This is a genomic window from Burkholderia sp. JKS000303, assembly GCF_002563755.1.
In the GTDB taxonomy this organism is placed as follows: Bacteria; Pseudomonadota; Gammaproteobacteria; order Burkholderiales; family Burkholderiaceae; genus Burkholderia; species Burkholderia anthina_B.
The window spans coordinates 526,853-544,162 of record NZ_PDBZ01000002.1 but is presented as its reverse complement, the minus strand read 5'-3'; the positions used below and the strand labels follow the sequence as shown (position 1 = coordinate 544,162).

15 protein-coding genes are annotated in these 17,310 nt (G+C 63.5%); 7 read left to right on the top strand and 8 right to left on the bottom strand.

What is annotated here, in order from left to right; all coding sequences use genetic code 11:
- From cofH to BX604_RS24460, 3 genes are read left to right on the top strand one after another with little or no spacing between them, the layout of a single operon-like run.
- Positions 1–2,409, top strand: a complete 2,409-nt coding sequence (gene cofH, locus BX604_RS24470; protein ID WP_098553421.1) for a 5-amino-6-(D-ribitylamino)uracil--L-tyrosine 4-hydroxyphenyl transferase CofH — start codon at positions 1–3, stop codon at positions 2,407–2,409.
- Positions 2,410–2,426: 17 nt separating this feature from the next.
- A complete protein-coding gene (gene can / locus BX604_RS24465) occupies positions 2,427–3,062 on the top strand; it encodes a carbonate dehydratase (RefSeq protein WP_098553420.1) in 636 nt (211 codons plus the stop codon).
- 27 nt (positions 3,063–3,089) lie between these two features.
- Entirely contained in the window at positions 3,090–3,746 is a 657-nt protein-coding gene (locus tag BX604_RS24460) for a nitroreductase family protein (protein WP_098553419.1), read from the top strand.
- 36 nt (positions 3,747–3,782) lie between these two features.
- Here BX604_RS24460 and BX604_RS24455 read toward each other — a convergent pair whose 3' ends face one another.
- Positions 3,783–4,259 carry an Lrp/AsnC family transcriptional regulator gene (locus tag BX604_RS24455; RefSeq protein WP_098553418.1) on the bottom strand — a complete coding sequence of 159 codons (477 nt, stop codon included), beginning with the start codon at positions 4,257–4,259 and terminating at the stop codon, positions 3,783–3,785.
- A 200-nt stretch (positions 4,260–4,459) separates the two neighbouring features.
- On the opposite strand from BX604_RS24455, the gene BX604_RS24450 reads away from it, so the two are divergent.
- Entirely contained in the window at positions 4,460–5,713 is a 1,254-nt protein-coding gene (locus BX604_RS24450; RefSeq protein WP_098553417.1) for a diaminopropionate ammonia-lyase, read from the top strand.
- Between the two features lie 291 nt (positions 5,714–6,004).
- On the opposite strand, the gene BX604_RS38555 is transcribed toward BX604_RS24450, so the two are convergent.
- On the bottom strand, positions 6,005–6,718 hold the full coding sequence (locus tag BX604_RS38555; protein ID WP_143748098.1) for a hypothetical protein: 714 nt from the start codon (positions 6,716–6,718) through the stop codon (positions 6,005–6,007).
- A gap of 1,028 nt (positions 6,719–7,746) precedes the next feature.
- On the opposite strand from BX604_RS38555, the gene BX604_RS39725 reads away from it, so the two are divergent.
- The 3 genes from BX604_RS39725 to BX604_RS24430 all read left to right on the top strand — a co-directional run bounded on the left by BX604_RS39725 (position 7,747) and on the right by BX604_RS24430 (position 10,812).
- Positions 7,747–8,148, top strand: coding sequence for a hypothetical protein (locus BX604_RS39725; RefSeq protein WP_098553415.1), 402 nt, complete (start codon positions 7,747–7,749; stop codon positions 8,146–8,148).
- A gap of 871 nt (positions 8,149–9,019) precedes the next feature.
- Complete coding sequence (locus tag BX604_RS24435) at positions 9,020–10,219, top strand: reverse transcriptase domain-containing protein (protein ID WP_179894871.1); 1,200 nt, start codon at positions 9,020–9,022, stop codon at positions 10,217–10,219.
- A gap of 359 nt (positions 10,220–10,578) precedes the next feature.
- Positions 10,579–10,812, top strand: coding sequence for a hypothetical protein (locus BX604_RS24430; RefSeq protein ID WP_098553413.1), 234 nt, complete (start codon positions 10,579–10,581; stop codon positions 10,810–10,812).
- A gap of 159 nt (positions 10,813–10,971) precedes the next feature.
- On the opposite strand, the gene BX604_RS24425 is transcribed toward BX604_RS24430, so the two are convergent.
- From BX604_RS24425 to BX604_RS24400, 6 genes are all read right to left on the bottom strand, one after another.
- On the bottom strand, positions 10,972–12,477 hold the full coding sequence (locus BX604_RS24425) for an NAD-dependent succinate-semialdehyde dehydrogenase (protein WP_373562434.1): 1,506 nt from the start codon (positions 12,475–12,477) through the stop codon (positions 10,972–10,974).
- Positions 12,478–12,572: 95 nt separating this feature from the next.
- The gene (locus tag BX604_RS24420) at positions 12,573–13,280 is read right to left on the bottom strand and encodes a GntR family transcriptional regulator (RefSeq protein WP_098553412.1); all 708 of its coding nucleotides are present in this window, start codon (positions 13,278–13,280) and stop codon (positions 12,573–12,575) included.
- An 11-nt stretch (positions 13,281–13,291) separates the two neighbouring features.
- Positions 13,292–14,389, bottom strand: coding sequence for an ABC transporter ATP-binding protein (locus BX604_RS24415; protein WP_098553411.1), 1,098 nt, complete (start codon positions 14,387–14,389; stop codon positions 13,292–13,294).
- Positions 14,390–14,400: 11 nt separating this feature from the next.
- Entirely contained in the window at positions 14,401–15,201 is an 801-nt protein-coding gene (locus BX604_RS24410; RefSeq protein WP_098553410.1) for an ABC transporter permease, read from the bottom strand.
- A 1-nt stretch (position 15,202) separates the two neighbouring features.
- A complete protein-coding gene (locus tag BX604_RS24405) occupies positions 15,203–16,087 on the bottom strand; it encodes an ABC transporter permease (protein ID WP_098553409.1) in 885 nt (294 codons plus the stop codon).
- A 141-nt stretch (positions 16,088–16,228) separates the two neighbouring features.
- Positions 16,229–17,269 (bottom strand): ABC transporter substrate-binding protein, encoded by a 1,041-nt coding sequence (locus BX604_RS24400; protein ID WP_098553408.1) that lies wholly within the window; start codon positions 17,267–17,269, stop codon positions 16,229–16,231.
- Positions 17,270–17,310: the final 41 nt, after the last annotated feature.

Below are 17,310 nucleotides of genomic sequence, written 5' to 3'. Positions count from 1 at the left end.
ATGAAACCGACCTTCGCTTCCTCCCTGATCCGCCTGTCCGACGACGACGCCCGCGCGCTGACCGGCATCGCCACCGGCGAGCTGATGGCCGTCGCGGCCGCGCGGCGCGATGCCGCGCACGGCGGCGTCGTCTCGTATTCGCGCAAGGTGTTCATCCCGCTCACCCAGCTGTGCCGCGACGTGTGCCACTACTGCACGTTCGCGCACGCGCCGCGCAAGGGTGTCGCGCCGTACCTGACGCGCGAGCAGGTGCTCGAGATCGCGCGCGCCGGCGCCGCGAGCGGCTGCAAGGAAGCGCTGTTCACGCTCGGCGACAAGCCGGAGCTGCGCTATCACGCGGCGCGCGATGCGCTCCAGGCGCTCGGTCACGACACGACGCTGTCGTATCTCGCCGAAGTCGCGCAGCTCGTATTCGACGAAACCGGCCTGCTGCCGCACCTCAACCCGGGGCTGCTCGATGCGGCCGACGTCGCCGCGCTGCGGCGCGTCTCGGTGTCGCAGGGCATCATGCTGGAGAGCGCGTCCGAACGTCTGTGCGAGCGCGGCGGCCCGCATTACGGCTCGCCCGACAAGCGCCCGGACGCGCGGCTGCGCACCATTGCGCATGCGGGCGAGGCCGGCGTGCCGTTCACGACCGGCATCCTGATCGGCATCGGCGAAACGCGCGCGGAGCGCATCGATTCGCTGCTCGCGCTGCGCGCGCTGCACGAGCGATACGGACATCTGCAGGAAATCATCGTGCAGAACTTCCGTCCGAAGCCCGGCACGCGCATGGCCGATCATCCCGCCGCGGCAATCGACGAGCATCTGTGGACGATCGCTGCCGCGCGGCTGATCTTCGACCCGGCGATGAACCTGCAGGCGCCGCCGAACCTGAGCCCGGGCGTGCTGCGCCGGCTCGTCGACGCCGGCATCAACGACTGGGGCGGCGTGTCGCCCGTGACGCCCGACCACGTGAACCCGGAAGCGCCGTGGCCGCACCTCGACATCCTTGCGCGCGCAACCGCCGCCGCCGGCAAGGTGCTCACCGAGCGGCTGGCGATCTACCCGTCGTACGTGCGCGACGCCGCGCGCTGGACCGACGGCGCGTTTCATACGCCGCTGCTGCATCGCGCCGACAGCGACGGCTTCGCGCGCACCCATGCGTGGTCGCCCGGCACGCAGGCGGCACCGCCGGCCGCGGATCTCGCGCTGATCGAGCGCCGCGCGGCCGTGGCGCCGGACGGCGAACTCGGCGCGATACTCGCGCGCGCGACGGCCGGCGACACGCTGACCGAAGCGGACATCGTGCGCCTGTTCCGCGCGCGCGGCGACGAATTCGCCGCGGTCTGCGCGGCCGCCGATGCACTGCGCCGGGCGGTCAACGGCGACGTCGTCAGCTATGTCGTGAACCGCAACATCAACTACACGAACATCTGCTCGTATCGCTGCCAGTTCTGCGCGTTCGCGAAAGGCAAAGGCACCGAAGACCTGCGCGGCAAGCCCTACGACATCCCGCACGAGGAAATCCGGCGCCGTGTACGCGAAGCGTGGGATCGCGGCGCAACCGAAGTCTGCATGCAGGGCGGCATCCACCCGTCCTATACCGGCGACACCTATCTCGACATCTGCCGCGCGGTGAAGACCGAGGCGTCGGACATGCACGTGCACGCGTTCTCGCCGCTCGAGGTGTGGCACGGCGCGCAGACGAAGGGCCTGTCGCTGCACGCGTTCCTGACGGAGCTGAAGGCGGCCGGCCTCAGCACGCTGCCGGGCACCGCCGCCGAAATCCTCGACGACGAAGTGCGCGCGGTGATCTGCCAGGACAAGGTGAAGACCGCCGAATGGCTCGAGGTCATGCGCACCGCGCACGGCATCGGCCTGAAGAGCACCGCGACCATCATGTTCGGCCACATGGAACGGCTCGAGCACTGGGCGCGCCACCTGCTGCGCGTGCGCGCGCTGCAGCAGGAAACCGGCGGGATCACCGAGTTCGTGCCGCTGCCGTTCGTCCACATGGAAGCGCCGATCTATCGCAAGGGCCGCGCGCGCCGCGGGCCGACCTTCCGCGAAGCCGTGCTGATGCACGCGGTCGCGCGGCTCGCGCTCCATCCGCTGATTCCGAACATCCAGGCGTCGTGGGTCAAGATGGGCGAGGACGGCGTGCGCGCGTGCCTGAACGCCGGCGCGAACGACCTCGGCGGCACGCTGATGAACGAGACCATCTCGCGCGCGGCCGGCGCATCGCACGGCCAGGAAATGACCGCGATGGCGATGGAGGCGATGCTGACCTCGCTCGGACGGATCCCGCATCAACGCACCACGCTCTACGGCACGCCGCCGGATGACGCGAAGGCGAAGGCGCGCGCCGCGCTCGGCGCGCCGGAGCCGGTGCGCATCGACTTTCCGCTCCGCCGCCGCGCGGGCTAGTTCGACGAGGACACGACATGGAATCGCTGCATCACCTGCTTCGAAACAATCGCGCGTGGTCGGACGACGTGTGTTCGCGCGACCCGGCGTTCTTCGCGCGGCTGCGCAACCAGCAGACGCCGAAGTACCTGTGGATCGGCTGCTCCGACAGCCGCGTGCCGGCCAATACGATCGTCGACCTGCCGCCCGGCGAGATCTTCGTGCATCGCAACCTCGCGAACATGGTCAAGCATGCGGACATGAACTGCCTGTCGGTGATGCAGTTCGCCGTCGACGTGCTGAAGGTCGAGCACATCATCGTCTGCGGCCACTACGGCTGCAGCGGCGTGCGCGCGGCGCTGTCGGGCCAGCGCATCGGCCTGTCCGACAACTGGCTGCGACAGATGCACGACATCCGCGAGAAGCACCGCGACACGCTCGCGTGTTGCGGCGACGCGCATGCACGCCACGACGCGCTGTGCGAAATCAACGTGGCCGAACAGGTCTTCAACACGTGCCAGACGACCGTCGTGCAGGACGCGTGGCTGCGCGGCCAGCCGCTCGCGGTGCACGGCCTGATCTATGGCGTTCACGACGGCCTGCTGCGCGACCTGCACGTGTCGGACGACGGTGCGGCCTTCGTTGCGCGACATCGCGACGGCTGCGCCGCCTGACGCTCGATATCCGGAGACCTTCACGCGATGCTCACCGACACGCTCTCGATCTGCGAAGAAGCGGCCGACCACGCCGCGCCCGCCGATGCGCTTCCGTTCCGTTTTTCACAACGGCGCTCGATTCGCCGCTATCTCGACGTGCCGATCGCAAGGTCGGTACTCGATGCGCTGATCGACGCCGCGATCAGCGCGCCGTCCGCGCACAACCGACAGCCGTGGCGCTTCGCCGTCGTGGTCGAGCGCGATGCGAAGCGGCGTGTCGCGATCGCCATGGGCGAGCGCCTGCGGGCCGACCGGCGCCGAGACGGCGACGCCGATTCCGTCATCGACGAAGACGTGGCGCGCTCGCACGCGCGCATCACCGGCGCCGCGGCGCTCGTGATCGTGTGCGTGACGATGGCCGACATGGACGTGTATCCCGACGACACGCGCAATCGCGCGGAATACCTGATGGCCGTGCAAAGCACTGCGATGGCCGGACAGAACCTGTTGCTGGCCGCGAGCGCGGCGGGCCTCGGCGCGTGCTGGCTATGCGCGCCGATGTTCTGCCCCGACACGGTATGCGGCACGCTCGGGCTGCCGCGAGACTGGCAACCGCAAGGGATGATCACGCTCGGTTATCCGGCCAACACCGGCAAGCCGTTCACCCGCCGCGCCGCGCCGGATGTGAGCCGCTTTTTCTGACTCGCGGGGGTGCGGCGACGCGACGGCGTTGCGCCGTCACGCGTCGTCGGGCTCGTCGATCAGGATGCCGGTTTCGAATTTCGAGCACCCCATGGCGAAGTTGCTCTTGAAGTTGCGCACGTTGTTCTGCAGCGAGAACACGCGGCGCGTGAACAGGTGATAAGCCTCCATCGACGCCGCCGACACGATCAGCAGGAAATCGAATTCGCCCGACACCTCGTAGCAGGCCAGCACGTCGGGCTCGCCGAGCATCTTGCGCTCGAACCCGCGCAACAGCGTGCCGTTCTGCTGCGTCAGCTCGACCGACACGAATACGGTGATCGGCCGGCCCACATACGCGCGGTTCACGATCGCGACCTCGCGGACCAGCACGCCATCCTTGCGCATCTGCGCGATGCGGCGCTGGCAGGTCGCGACCGATGCATGGACCTTCTCGGCAAGCGTGCGCAACGGCAGCGACGCATCCACCTGGAGCAGATTCAGGATCCGGATATCGAGACGATCCAGTTGCATGTTGGCGCTCCGAATTCAAATGATTCGCATGACTTACTATACCGCCGTATGACGAGAAAATGTCTCTCGTGACACCGGCGATTCGATAAATCATCCCGATTGTCCGCGGCTAACATCAAATCCATACACCGGTGTGCGCGACCTGCTTCGGCGCCCCGCCACACCACTCGAATTTTCCGTCACACACCCGAGGGGCCACGATGCTAGTCAACAATCCGTCCGCATGCCGCGAACCGTATCGCGACGATCTGCGCCACATCATGAACGTCGCGAACGCCGACGAAAGCCGCCGCTGGCTGTCCGCGTGGCCCGATCTGAACGACCGGCCGACGCCGCTGTATCGCCTCGACGCGCTCGCGAAGCGGCTCGGCTGCGCGAGCATCGATCTGAAGGACGAGTCCGTGCGGGCAAGCGTCGGCAGCTTCAAGGCGCTCGGTGCGCCGATCGCACTGGTGCGACTGATCCTGCGCATCTGGCCCGAACGGTCGTGGACCGCCGAGCAACTGTTCGCCGGCGCGCTGGCGGGCGAGCTGGGCCGCTTCACCGCGATCAGCGCGACCGACGGCAATCACGGCCGCTCGCTCGCCGCGGCGGCACGCAGCATCGGCTGCCGGTGCGTGATCGTGCTGCACGCGAACGTCAGCGTCGAACGCGAGGCGTCGATCGCCGCGCTGGGTGCGACCATCGTGCGGATCGACGGCAACTACGACGAGTCCGTCGCGGAGGCCGCGCGACTCGCGGCGGAAAACGACTGGCATGTCGTGTCGGACACGTCGTATGCGGGTTACGAGGACATTCCGCGCGACGTGATGCAGGGCTACGGCGTCATCGCGGCCGAGACGCTCGAGCAGTGCGGCGTGCGGCCCGGCGATGCGTGCCCGTACAGCCACGTGTTCCTGCAAGGCGGCGTCGGCGGCCTCGCGGCCGGGATCGTCAGCTACTTCGTCGAAGTGTACGGTGCGCGGCGCCCGACGTTCGTCGTGGTCGAGCCTGAGCAGGCCGACTGCCTGTTCCAGAGCGCGATCCAGGGGCGCGCGGCCAACGCGACCGGGTCCGTCGACTCGGTGATGGCCGGCCTCGCCTGCGGCGAGACGTCGCCGCTTGCTTGGCAATTCCTGCATCGGCATGCCGATGCGTTCATGACGATCGTCGATGATGAAGCAGTGAACGCGATGCGCGTGCTCGCGAGCGGCGCGGGCGACGTGCCGATCGTCAGCGGGGAATCCGGTGCGGCCGGCATCGCCGGGCTGATCCACGTCGCGCAAACGCCGGCGCTCATGACGCAGATCGGACTCGACGCGACCTCGCGCGTGCTCGCGATCAGCACCGAAGGCGCGACGGCACCGGCCGTCTATGAAGCACTGGTCGGGCGCACGGCCGATCAGGTGCTCGATGCGCAACGCGCGTGGCTGCGCGATGCCGCATGCGGCGAACGGTCTGTCGTGGGGGGCTGATGCCGACGAACTAACAGGTTGCGCGGAAGTCTGGCCGGCTTATTGGGCGGGTCGGTCAGGCAACATTCGGCCAGCCGTGCGGCGCGCGGCTGGCTTTTTTTTGGTTTATCGCGGATTTCTTGGGGAGAACGTCGGGGTTCGGCCACGAGCAGCCGCTCGTTTTGCTAACTAGATAGACCGCCTTGGGGCGAAAAGCGGGCCCTTGAATTTGAAAGGATCGCCTGGAAGCAGCCCTCATAGGTCTGTCCGGCAAAGACGGTTGAGTCACAACTCCCCGGGCCCCAAGCTGGATCAGCTAGAGAACAAATACGGTGCTCCTAGCACTGCCCGCTGGGCTAAAACGCGGACATCGTGCATCGGCTTCGAACGAAAATGCTGCGTGTAGCGCGAGTATTTCGGCCACTCCGACAAGTGCCTGCTGCCGCCATGAACTATCTCGTTGCGTAGCTCGAATAGCCATTGTGCTTTTTCCGCGAACGGCCCGTCCAGCTGGAGAGATTTCACCCCGTGAAGAATAGAATCTTCTACTGAACCGCGCCGCCCAAATAGCGCATCCAGTGTGACAAAATAATTGATATACGCTTCGATGTCTTCGGCATTCAAGCCACGATTGAGAAAATTGGCCGCTTTTTCGATTCGATCTCGATGGGGTTTATCACAGCTTTCGGTAGTTTCGTACCAAGATCGAATGGACTGGATGTTCTCGTTTGTAACATGGATGTCGCGGACGAAGTACGGAATGACCGGGGGGGCAATCGTTTCGAATGAAATTTCTTTCAGGCGCAGAACAATGCGGGAATTGAACGAGAAACTCGAATGGGCGCGCCATCGCCTTATGTATGCCACCTTCACATCCCCTGCTAACGACCGCGTGGAGAACGGCTGCCAGTTTCCTAAACCTGAGAACGCTGTTGAACCTCGCTCCGTCGGGGGTACCATTTTCTTCCGCAACGAGAACGCATTCAAAGTCAGATGGAGGGGTATACGTAGCATCGAGCCTGCCATCAATATATGGATGCAAAGGTGACCATCCGTTTAACTCAAAGCCCCTTTCCATCAATTTATCCCAGGCGACGGCATCGTACTTGGAGATTACTTCAACGGATTCGCTCTCGAGCTGAAAGCTCGCGGGCTTAAATCGCGGAACCGCGTAGATTGTGCATCGACGACCTATCTTTGCAATGAGGTTCGCAGCGATCGCGTCACTGATCGACTCGGCAAGTTCCAGCGGGGATGGTTTCCGACAGTCGAAAAGTGTTTTTTGTAGTCGTAGGAACACGGCATCGCCGTCGAAGAGGTCTCTGTCCAGGCAATGCTCTTGAATCGTTGATGTTATGACTGAACAAACAGTCTTCAGGTCGCAGTCCCTGAAGTCCGGAGAGCTTTGAATCGTTAGCGCTGCAACTGCGTCAACGGCATGGAACGTATCGTTGGAGTACCACCAGGTCATGGCGATCCCTCCCGAGAAAGGACGCGGGGAAGGCTTTCCAGGAAAGAACTGCGCCGACGGGATTTTGGACGACTCCGGTTGGATCAAGAGGATGCTTTTCAGGAGTCTGGTAATTTGGCTCAGGTACGGGGGCATGTAGCGTACGTCTCTTCACTGGTCTGGATAATCTATCGGGCGTTCTCGGCACATCGTACATTTTCCCTAATGGCCGTTGCTCTCAAGGAAATGATTGCCTGCGACGTGTGTCCGCTTTACGCATGGTAACCGCCATTGATACATTCGTAGCGACGGACTGGAATGGGTCGATGCCGGACGTCGACTTCGCGCGGAAGCGCATCGCTCGATGCCCGTCATGGACGGAACCGCACCGATAGACGCAAGAGTTGATTTCCGGTCTCGGTTGAAACAGCGGTCGTCTGATCGTGGAGTAGTATTCCCCATGTCCAGATGATTGCTCGGCCTCTACGGCGCATAGTCAGCCCATCCATGACGAGGGCGGCAAGCTCGTTAAAGGGTTTGGAAACTGTTTCAACGAGACGTGTGGTGGCGTCGGCCGTGGCGACGGCATTGATGGGAATACATCATGTCAACCGAGTGGAAGCGCCGCGTCAAACTGTTTATCCAGCGTTTCTGGCAGCCGACCAGTGCGTGCATGACCTGCATGCCGGGGAGCTGGGGCAATATCATGAGCCTTGCCCACTGGACTATTGCATTTCATACAGGTCTGCTTACTGGACTCCTGGCTGTACTTTTGACTTTCACGCCAGCGACGAAACTCTACGCACATCGATACGGCAATGCGCTAGTCGTTGGCGTCCTGACAACGTTGGGCGACGCTTACTCGCACACGAGTCACTACCGTATCCCCTATATCGAGCACATCGTGACGGGGGCAATTTCAGGCCTCTTGACGCTGGCAGCCTCATATCTCTTCGAAGATCGCGCGCGACGCCTTCGGGCAGTATGGGCTCGGGTTTTCGGATAGCTTATCCGCTGACTTTCTGAACCCACCAGGCCAAACGGAAAGAGGCTCCCCGGTGTGGCTACGCTTCATGATTGGGAGGCTGCGCGTAGACAACGGGAACTCGCGACCGTTACATTCCCCAGCGCTAGGACGCGGCCAAGGATGGACATTGAAAGGATACATGTGAGTGACAGCTATAGGTTGCGGTCATTCAGCTGTTTGCATATCGGACACTTGGGCGACTCACGAGTTGTGGGAAAAATTACATTCCGGCAAAATACGCCGGTACGGTAGCGCCCAAGGGCATCTCTGCGGGTTGCGCTGCACGTTACCAATCGGCTCTCTGGCGCACATGCGAGCGATCGCGTGAGCGTGACCGGCGGAATCTGGGGCGGGTCCGTGTCGCAAGATGCGCGCCGCAACGACGATGCCGATGGGGCGAATGGGTCGCCTTCTTGCCCTAGAATTGTTGGGGAGGCGATTACCGAACGTGCAGGGCACCCCGAAGGCAGGGAGGCGGGCGCGCTGGCAAAGTCGCAGCGTAGCGCATCTCGGCGCAGCTCCGGTTTTCCTGGCCGGACGCTGGTTTGTGCGGTCTTGGCCGCCGTTCTCAGCATCATCGGGCCTAAAACCAGTAAAACGGGGGTAGAAATGAGAAGCGTTTACGTTTCGGTAGCCGCTTCGGTTGGCGGCGCGCGCCCAAGGGCATCTCTGCGGGTTGCGCTGCACGTTACCAATCGGCTCTCTGGCGCACATGCGAGCGATCGCGTGAGCGTGACCGGCGGAATCTGGGGCGGGTCCGTGTCGCAAGATGCGCGCCGCAACGACGATGCCGAGGGGCTCTTCTGCTGCTGGTCTAGGGTGGCTGTACAACGCCAGCAAAGCACCTGAAATGACGAATGCTTACTCAGCAGCGCTTTCTCTTAATGCGTTGCGAAATACGTGGCTGAATCTATATAGCAAATCTTCTCCTCGTTCGCGAAACTCCACGGGAATAGATAACGTCTCGATTAATGATTTCACCGCCGACCACAAAAATCATCTGATCCGTCTAGCCAGGCGGCTAAGACATCGCGAATTTCAGTTTTCTGCACTTCGGCCACATCTCATAAAGAAATCCAATGGAAAAGACCGGCTGATTTGCGTACCTACGGTGCAAGACCGGATTATCCAGCGAGCGCTCCTCGATTTCCTTGAGTTGCGCTACTCAGATCGTTTGGCCAACAAGGTGAGCTACGGTTTCGTGAGAAAGCGAGGTGTCAAGCTGGCTGTTCACGATGCCTGCGAACTGCGAAAAAAATACCCTTGGGTATACAAGACAGACATCACGTCGTTCTTTGACTCAATCGACAGAGCGGACCTCGAGCGCGCTCTGAAGCGAAGTATCCGTGAGTCATCACTCTATCCAATTCTCGCGGAAGCTATTCATTGCGAAATTGATTCGGTGAACGGCTCTGCCAAAAAGCGCATCGCCGCTTTGGGCATCAGACCGGACCGAGGAGTTCGGCAAGGCATGCCACTGTCGCCATTCCTCTCAAACCTTATGCTCGCTCAGTTCGATAAAGAAATCGAGCGCAGGAGCTTGCACGCCGTCCGCTATGCAGATGACTTGATTTTTCTGGCGTCGTCACGACACGAGTGTGAGCAACTAGCTATCTTTTGTACTGAACAACTAGCGCCTATTGGATTGACTGTTCCACCCGTTGGCCTGGAGAAAGAATCGAAATCGGTCATCTATGAACCTGGGGAACCGGCGGAATTTCTCGGCGTTAGCTTGGTGCCGGCAGCCGACGAGTATCGACTCGAACTTACCGCCAAGCAAATTCATGGAATTCGCGATGAGTTGCTTGGGTTGGGATCTATTCCCGAACTGCTTGCACGACGTATCACCCTGGCGAAACTCGGTAGCACGCTCGCATCGCGCACTCACGGGTATCTGGCTGCCTACGACATGTGTCATAACGTTGATAGTCTTGAGCGTGCACTTGAAGAGCTGCAGCAAAAGGTTCTAAAAAAGATTTACGTTGATGAGCTGAAAATAAATATAGCGGGCCTGAACCGCGAGGCCCGCACCTTCCTTGGATTGCGATGAGATGATGAGCCACTGAAAGCAGACGCTCAGCCAAACGTCATCGATGGCGGCTTTGGGTCGATAACGGCCAATCTCCAAAAAGCACCGACGTAGGATTTGGCGTAGCTTTGTCTGCTGAGGCTTGTCACATAAGGCGCAGGTACTGCTGCATCATTGGAGTGACAGGGGCAGGTGCTGCGGTGGGGGGCGAGCTCACGAGGCCGGGAAAAGTTGCTTGGGCGGCCCGAGTTTACCAGCGGCCCGCACGGGATCGGTCGAAGTTCGCCATTCGACCAGGTGCTGAGGAAGGCAAGCGGCTGCTATCGGCAAGTTCAACGGTCTATCATGGGGCGATATCTGCTGACCGTGACGGGGGACATATGTCGCACACCGTGTACGAATTGCTCAGAGACCTCGACGATCGCCGCCTCTTTTATACATTGGGCCGGCATCGCCCAGACACCATTCTGATCTCCATAACTGTGCCAGGTGAGCGTATCGAGATCGACGTGTTCGACGATGGACATATGGAAATGTCCCGCTTTTCCGGAGATGAGAGTGTCATTGACGACCAACGAACGATTTTGAAGGCTATCGAGGACGCGTCCGAGTGAAACGGGGGAGCGACGAGACGCGCCGCAACCACTTCCCGTCGGCCGACGCTGCTACGTGCGACCGCTTTCAGGAATTGCATCTGTCTCTTATGGGTCGACAAGCAACATCCACCGAAAACCCACGAAGATTTTTTCTCGCGCAGCGTCGCCCCCCGACAATCAAACCGCCATACACAGATATTTGATCACCAGATAATCATCAATCCCGTAGTGCGACCCTTCGCGCCCCAGCCCCGACTGCTTCACACCACCAAACGGCGCGACCTCGTTCGAAATGAGCCCCGTGTTGATCCCCACCATCCCGTATTCGAGCTGCTCGGCGACCCGCCACACGCGCCCGACATCGCGGCTGTAGAAATAAGCGGCCAGCCCGAACTCGGTGTCGTTGGCGAGCTTCACCACTTCCTCGTCGCTCGAGAAGCGGAACAGCGGCGCGAGCGGGCCGAACGTTTCCTCTCGCGCGACGTCCATCTGCGCGGTGGTGTTCAGCAGCACCGTCGGTTCGAAGAAACCCTGCCCGAGTGCATGCCGCTTGCCGCCGGTCGCGAGCGTCGCGCCTTTGCCGAGCGCATCGGCGATGTGCGCTTCGACCTTGGTCAGCGCCGCGTCGTTGATCAGCGGCCCCAGCGTCACGCCGCTTTCGGTGCCGTGCCCGACCTTCAGGCCCTTCACGGCCTCAACCAGCTTCGCGGCAAACGCGTCGTAAATCCGGTCATGCACGTAGAAACGATTGGTGCACACGCACGTCTGCCCGTTGTTGCGGTACTTCGACGCGATCGCGCCCGCCACGGCGGCATCGAGATCCGCATCGTCGAACACGATGAACGGTGCGTTCCCGCCCAGTTCGAGCGTCACCTTCTTCACTGTCGGCGCGCTTTGCGCCATCAATAGCCGGCCGACGCCCGTCGATCCGGTAAACGAAAGCTTGCGCACCACCGGGCTGCTCGTCATCGCGCCGCCGATCGCCTTCGGATCGCCGGTGACGATATTGAGCACACCCCTCGGCACGCCTGCGCGCTCGGCGAGCACGGCCAGCGCGAGCGCCGAGAACGGCGTGGCTTCGGCGGGCTTCACGACGATCGGGCAGCCGGCGGCCAGCGCCGGCCCGACCTTGCGCGTAATCATCGCGTTCGGGAAATTCCACGGCGTGATCGCCGCGCACACGCCGATGGGCTCCTTGACCACCACCAGACGCTTGTCCGCTGCCGGTGTCGCGAGCGTATCGCCCGCCACGCGCTTGCCTTCTTCGGCGAACCATTCGATGAACGACGCCCCGTAGACGATTTCGCCCTTCGCCTCGGCCAGCGGCTTGCCCTGCTCCGCGGTGAGGATCAGCGCGAGATCGTCGGCGTGTTCGATCATCAGCTCGTACCAGCGGCGCAGGATGCGCGCACGCTCCTTCGCCGTCGTCGCGCGCCACGCGGGCCATGCGGCATTCGCGGCAGCGATCGCGCGCGATGTCTCGGCTTCGCCCATCAGCGGGACGCTGCCGAGCGTTGCGCCCGTTGCCGGGTCGAGCACGCCGAAGCTTGCGCCCGAGTCGGCCTCGCACCATTGACCGTCGATGTAAGCGTGCTGGCGCAACAGCGCCGGATCCTTCAACAGCGTATTCAATTCCACGTTCGTTCCTTCCGGAGATAAAAATGCGTGTGTCGGACCGGGCATGGCCCGGTCCGTAAAAATTCAATCGGCAAGCGGCTGCGAGTCAGTTAATCATTTCGCAATACAAATGAGTGTCCGCCACCGCGCGTCGAAACACGTCACCCCGCATGACGCCACGAAGCGCTCTCGTGCCCCTGCGCCAGCAGCTTGCGCGCGATCTCGGCCACCCGGTGCACGTGCGCGATGGCTGCCTCGCGCGCCGCGGCGCCATTGCCCGACGAGATGCCCGCGAGAATCGCACGCATCTCGTCGACCGCCCGCGTGCCGCGATCGTCGGAAGCAATCGTCAGCGCGCGCAAGCGGTTGATGCGCGCGATCAACGACTGCACGATCTCCCACGCGACATGCTTTTTACCGGCATTGAACATACGCTCGTAGAAGGCCGACGTGAGCACCTTCACCGCCTGATGATCCTGGGCGTCGAACGCGGCCTGGATTTTGTCGATGCAGGCCGCCAGTTCCGCGACGAGCGGCGCGTCGGCATGCTGCGCGCAGGCCATCGCCGCCTCGCCCTCCAGCAGCGCTCGGATCTCGTAGATTTCGGCCGCCGTGTCGAAATCGAGCACGGCAACGATCGGCCCCTGGTTCGGCAGCGAAGCGACGAGGCCCTCCGTTTCCAGATGCCGCAGGACCTCGCGCACGACCGTTCGGCTCACGCCGAGGATCTCGCAGAGCGAGCGTTCGACGAGCCGCTCGCCCGGCTGGAAATGCGCGTCCAGGATGGCGCTGCGCATTTTCTCGAGCGCGAGCTCCCGCAGCGTGGCGGTGGGCCGCTGGACTTTCAGTGACGGCAGTGCGGGACTCATGATCGTCGCCGTCAGGCTTGCGCGAACAGGCGCACGTCGCGCGCATCCCAGTCAACGAACGCCTGCGCGCCGATCACGATGCCGCTGTCATGGCGATGCGCGGCCGGCATCCGGATCGAAATCTCCTGCTGCCACGGCGTCGCCACCGCGTAGTGCATCGCATCGCCGAGATAGGTGACGTCGCGCACGGTCACGGGCAGGCCCGCCGCGCCGCCCGCCCCACCCGCGCGTTGCAGCGAGCTCAGCCTCATCTGTTCCGGGCGGATCATCAGCGCGCCTTCGTCGCCGACAGCGAGCGTCGAATGAAACACGTCCGACGCCGTTTCGAGACCGTTGGGCAGCACGCCGCTCATGCGCCCGCCGCTGTGCTTCGTCACCTTGAGCGGCAGGAAATTCGAATTGCCGATGAAGCTCGCGACGAAGCGCGAAGCGGGGTTCGCATACAGTTCCTCGCCGGTGCCGACCTGCTCGATGCGGCCCTGGTTGAACACGGCGATGCGATCCGACAGACGCAGCGCCTCTTCCTGGTCGTGCGTGACATACAGGATCGTCACGCCGGTTTCCTGGTGAATGCGGCGCAATTCGAGCTGGATTTCCTCACGCAGCTTCTTGTCGAGCGCGGACAGCGGCTCGTCCATCAGCAGCACGGGCGGATCGTAGGCAAGCGCGCGGGCGATGGCGACGCGCTGCTGTTGTCCGCCGGAGAGCTGCGCGGGCATGCGGTCGCGGCACTCGGCCAGATGCACGAGTTTGAGCATCTGCTCCACTTTCGCGCGGATTTCGGCTTCAGGCCGGCGGCGCACCCGCAGCGGAAACGCCACGTTCTCGCCCACGGTGAGATGCGGGAACAGCGTATAGCGCTGAAACACCATGCCGATGTGGCGCTGGTTCGGCGCGACCGACAGCAGCGACTTGCCGTCGAGCAGCACGCGTCCGTCGGTCGGCTCCTGGAAGCCCGCGACGATATAGAGCGTCGTGCTCTTGCCCGAGCCCGACGGCCCGAGGAAGGTCATGAATTCGCCCTTGCGCACGTCGAGCGAAACCTGGTCGATCGCGACGACGTCGTCGTAGGTCTTGCGCAGGCGCTGGATTTGCAGGAATGCAGTCATGGCGGGTACCCTCAGTGAGCGCGTGCGCGGCGCACCACGGCGCCCGCCAGCATCAATACGGTCGTCAACCCGACGAGCAGCGACGACGCGGCCGCCACGACGGGAGTCAGGTCTTGCCGCAAGGTCGCCCAGATCCGCACGGGCAGCGTTTGCAGCATCGGGCTCGACATGAAGATCGACACCACGACTTCGTCCCACGACGCGAGGAACGCGAAGATCGCGGCGGCAAACAGGCCGAGCCGGATCGCGGGCAGCGTGACGCGCAGCTTCACCGTGAGCGGCGACGCGCCGCAGATCAGCGCGGCGTCCTCGAGCGCGGTGTCGAAGCTCACGAGCGAGTTGCTGATCGAGATGATCGAGAACGGCAACGCGATGATCAGGTGGCCGATCACGAAGCCGGTCATCGTGCCGTTCAGGCCGATGCGCAGGAAGAACGCATAGAGCGCGACGGCGAGCACGACGACGGGCAGCACCATCGGCGTGAGGAAGAAGCCCCGCACCGCCTCGCGGCCGCGAAACTTGCCGCGCACCAGCGCCAGCGACGCGAGAAAGCCGATCGACACGGACAGCGCGGTGACGATCACGGCCAGCTTCACGCTGGTCAGCAGCGAATCGATCCAGCCGGCATCAGTGAACAGCTGCCGATACCATTCGAGCGTCCAGCCCGGCGGCGGGAAGATCAGCCACTGCGAATCGCCGAACGACAGCGCGACGATGAAGACGATCGGCAACAGCAGAAACAGCGAGACGGCCGCGCCCACGGCCACGAGCATCCAGCGCAGCGCGCCCAGGCGATCGAAATCGAGCAACATGTCAGCGGCCTCCCGCAGTGGTACGCGCACTGCCCGTAAAACGCAGCTGCAACGCGTAGAGCCCGAGCGTCACGGCGAGCAGCACGCATGCCGCGGCACCGGCGAGGCCCCAGTTCAGCAGTTCCTGCACGAGCTGCGCGATGAGCTCGGCAAGCATCATGTACGACGGGCCGCCCAGCAGCGTGGGCGTGACGAAGTAGCCGAGCGCCATCACGAACACCATCAGCGCGCCCGACGCGACGCCCGGCATCGCGAGCGGCACGAGGATGCGCCAGAACGCCTGCCAGCGGCTCGCGCCGCACACGGCCGCCGCGCGCAGCGTCGACGGGTCGATGCCGCGCAGCGTCGCATGCAGCGGCATCACGAGAAACGGCAGCATGATGTACGTCATGCCGATCGTCACGCCGGTGAGGTTGTTCACGAGCGACAGCGGCTCGTGGATCACGCCGATCGCCATCAGCGCGCGGTTGATCGGCCCGGTCTCCTGCAGCAGCACCATCCATGCGAACGTCCGCGCGAGCAGGTTGGTCCACATCGACAGCAGCAGGATCGCGAACAGCACGGCGCTGAGCTTGCGCGGCGCGATGGCGAGCAGCCACGCCATCGGAAAGCCGACGAGCAGCGTGACGAGCGTCACGACCGTCGCGACAAGAAACGTATTGCCAAACACGCGCAGATACGTCGTCGAGCCCAGCAGTTGCTGGTAGTTGTGCAGGCCGGCCGTCGGCTCGAGCACGCTGCGCAACAGCAGCGACAGCACCGGCAACAGGAAGAAGATCACGAGCAGCAGCATCGCGGGCGCCAGCAGCCGGATGCTGCGCCAGTCGCGCCGCTTGCGCGCGGCCGCCGCGGGCGGATGCGCGACGGTACTCAGTACGTTGGGCATGGTGTCTCCTGTGTCGGCCGGCGTCGGCGCGTCAGCGCGCGATATCCCGGCCCCATGCAGATGCGTTGCTCGACCGGGCCGTCCCACTTCGATCTGCAATCCTGATCGACATGCGTGCCGGCACGGCTTTGACGGGCCTGCTTACTTCGATTGCCACGCGTACCAGCGTTTCGCGATCGCGTCGCGGTTGTCCGCCCAGTACTTCATGTCGAGATTGATCTGCGAGGTCTTGTACTGGTCGGGCAGCGTCTTCGCGATCGCCGGCGGCATCAGCGCAGCCGACTTCACGTTGATCGGCGCATAGCCCGTATCGGCCGCGAATTTCGCCTGCGCCTGCGCGCTCGTCGCGGCGGCCAGGAACTTCATCGCCGCGTCGCGATGCTTCGCGCCCTTCGGAATCACCAGCATGTCGGCGGCGGTCAGGTTCTGGTTCCACGAGATGCCGACCGGCACGCCGGTCTGCGCCAGCGCATGCAGCCGGCCGTTCCAGAACATGCCGATCGGCGCTTCGCCCGACGCGAGCAGCTGCTGCGACTGCGCGCCGCCGCTCCACCAGACGATGTCGCCCTTGATCGAGTCGAGCTTCTTGAACGCACGGTCGAGGTCGAGCGGATACAGCTTGTTGGGCGCCACGCCATCGGCGAGCAGCGCGATTTCGAGCACGCCCGGCGCCGACCACTTGTAGAACGTGCGCTTGCCCGGGAAGCGCTTCGTATCGAACAGGTCCGCCCAGGTTTGCGGCTGCGCGGCGCTGTACTTCGCCTTGTTGTAGCCGAGCACGAACGAGTAGTAGAAGCTGCCCACCGCGGAGGTCGTCGTGAAGCGCGGGTCCAGGTCGGCCTTCTTCACGACGGCATAGTCGATCGGCTCGATCAGCCCAGCCTTTTGCGCGGCATACGCGAAGTCGCCCTCGACGTCGACCACGTCCCAGCTGACGTTGCCGCTCTCGACCATCGCCTTGAGCTTGCCGTAGTCGGTCGGCCCGTCCATCAGCACGTTGATGCCGCTCGCCTGCGTGAACGGCTGCGCCCAATCCTTCTGTTGCGACGATTGGGTCGTGCCGCCCCAGCTCGTGAATACGATCGGGTCCGCGGCCAGTGCCGGCGCCGCGCACAAGGCGGCCAGCGGCACGATACAGGCCAGACGCGATGCTGCAAAACGCGGGATGCTTCTGCTGCTCATGGTCTCTCTCCAGGGAAACGGATGCGGCCCGCGGCCACCGG

Bases quoted from the DNA above. Each gene is read 5' to 3' on its own strand.
- cofH (WP_098553421.1), top strand. From the start codon at position 1: ATGAAACCGACCTTCGCTTCCTCCCTGATCCGCCTGTCCGACGACGAC.
- can (WP_098553420.1), top strand. From the start codon at position 2,427: ATGGAATCGCTGCATCACCTGCTTCGAAACAATCGCGCGTGGTCGGAC.
- BX604_RS24460 (WP_098553419.1), top strand. From the start codon at position 3,090: ATGCTCACCGACACGCTCTCGATCTGCGAAGAAGCGGCCGACCACGCC.
- BX604_RS24455 (WP_098553418.1), bottom strand. From the start codon at position 4,259: ATGCAACTGGATCGTCTCGATATCCGGATCCTGAATCTGCTCCAGGTG.
- BX604_RS24450 (WP_098553417.1), top strand. From the start codon at position 4,460: ATGCTAGTCAACAATCCGTCCGCATGCCGCGAACCGTATCGCGACGAT.
- BX604_RS38555 (WP_143748098.1), bottom strand. From the start codon at position 6,718: ATGGCAGGCTCGATGCTACGTATACCCCTCCATCTGACTTTGAATGCG.
- BX604_RS39725 (WP_098553415.1), top strand. From the start codon at position 7,747: ATGTCAACCGAGTGGAAGCGCCGCGTCAAACTGTTTATCCAGCGTTTC.
- BX604_RS24435 (WP_179894871.1), top strand. From the start codon at position 9,020: ATGACGAATGCTTACTCAGCAGCGCTTTCTCTTAATGCGTTGCGAAAT.
- BX604_RS24430 (WP_098553413.1), top strand. From the start codon at position 10,579: ATGTCGCACACCGTGTACGAATTGCTCAGAGACCTCGACGATCGCCGC.
- BX604_RS24425 (WP_373562434.1), bottom strand. From the start codon at position 12,477: ATGCCCGGTCCGACACACGCATTTTTATCTCCGGAAGGAACGAACGTG.
- BX604_RS24420 (WP_098553412.1), bottom strand. From the start codon at position 13,280: ATGAGTCCCGCACTGCCGTCACTGAAAGTCCAGCGGCCCACCGCCACG.
- BX604_RS24415 (WP_098553411.1), bottom strand. From the start codon at position 14,389: ATGACTGCATTCCTGCAAATCCAGCGCCTGCGCAAGACCTACGACGAC.
- BX604_RS24410 (WP_098553410.1), bottom strand. From the start codon at position 15,201: ATGTTGCTCGATTTCGATCGCCTGGGCGCGCTGCGCTGGATGCTCGTG.
- BX604_RS24405 (WP_098553409.1), bottom strand. From the start codon at position 16,087: ATGCCCAACGTACTGAGTACCGTCGCGCATCCGCCCGCGGCGGCCGCG.
- BX604_RS24400 (WP_098553408.1), bottom strand. From the start codon at position 17,269: ATGAGCAGCAGAAGCATCCCGCGTTTTGCAGCATCGCGTCTGGCCTGT.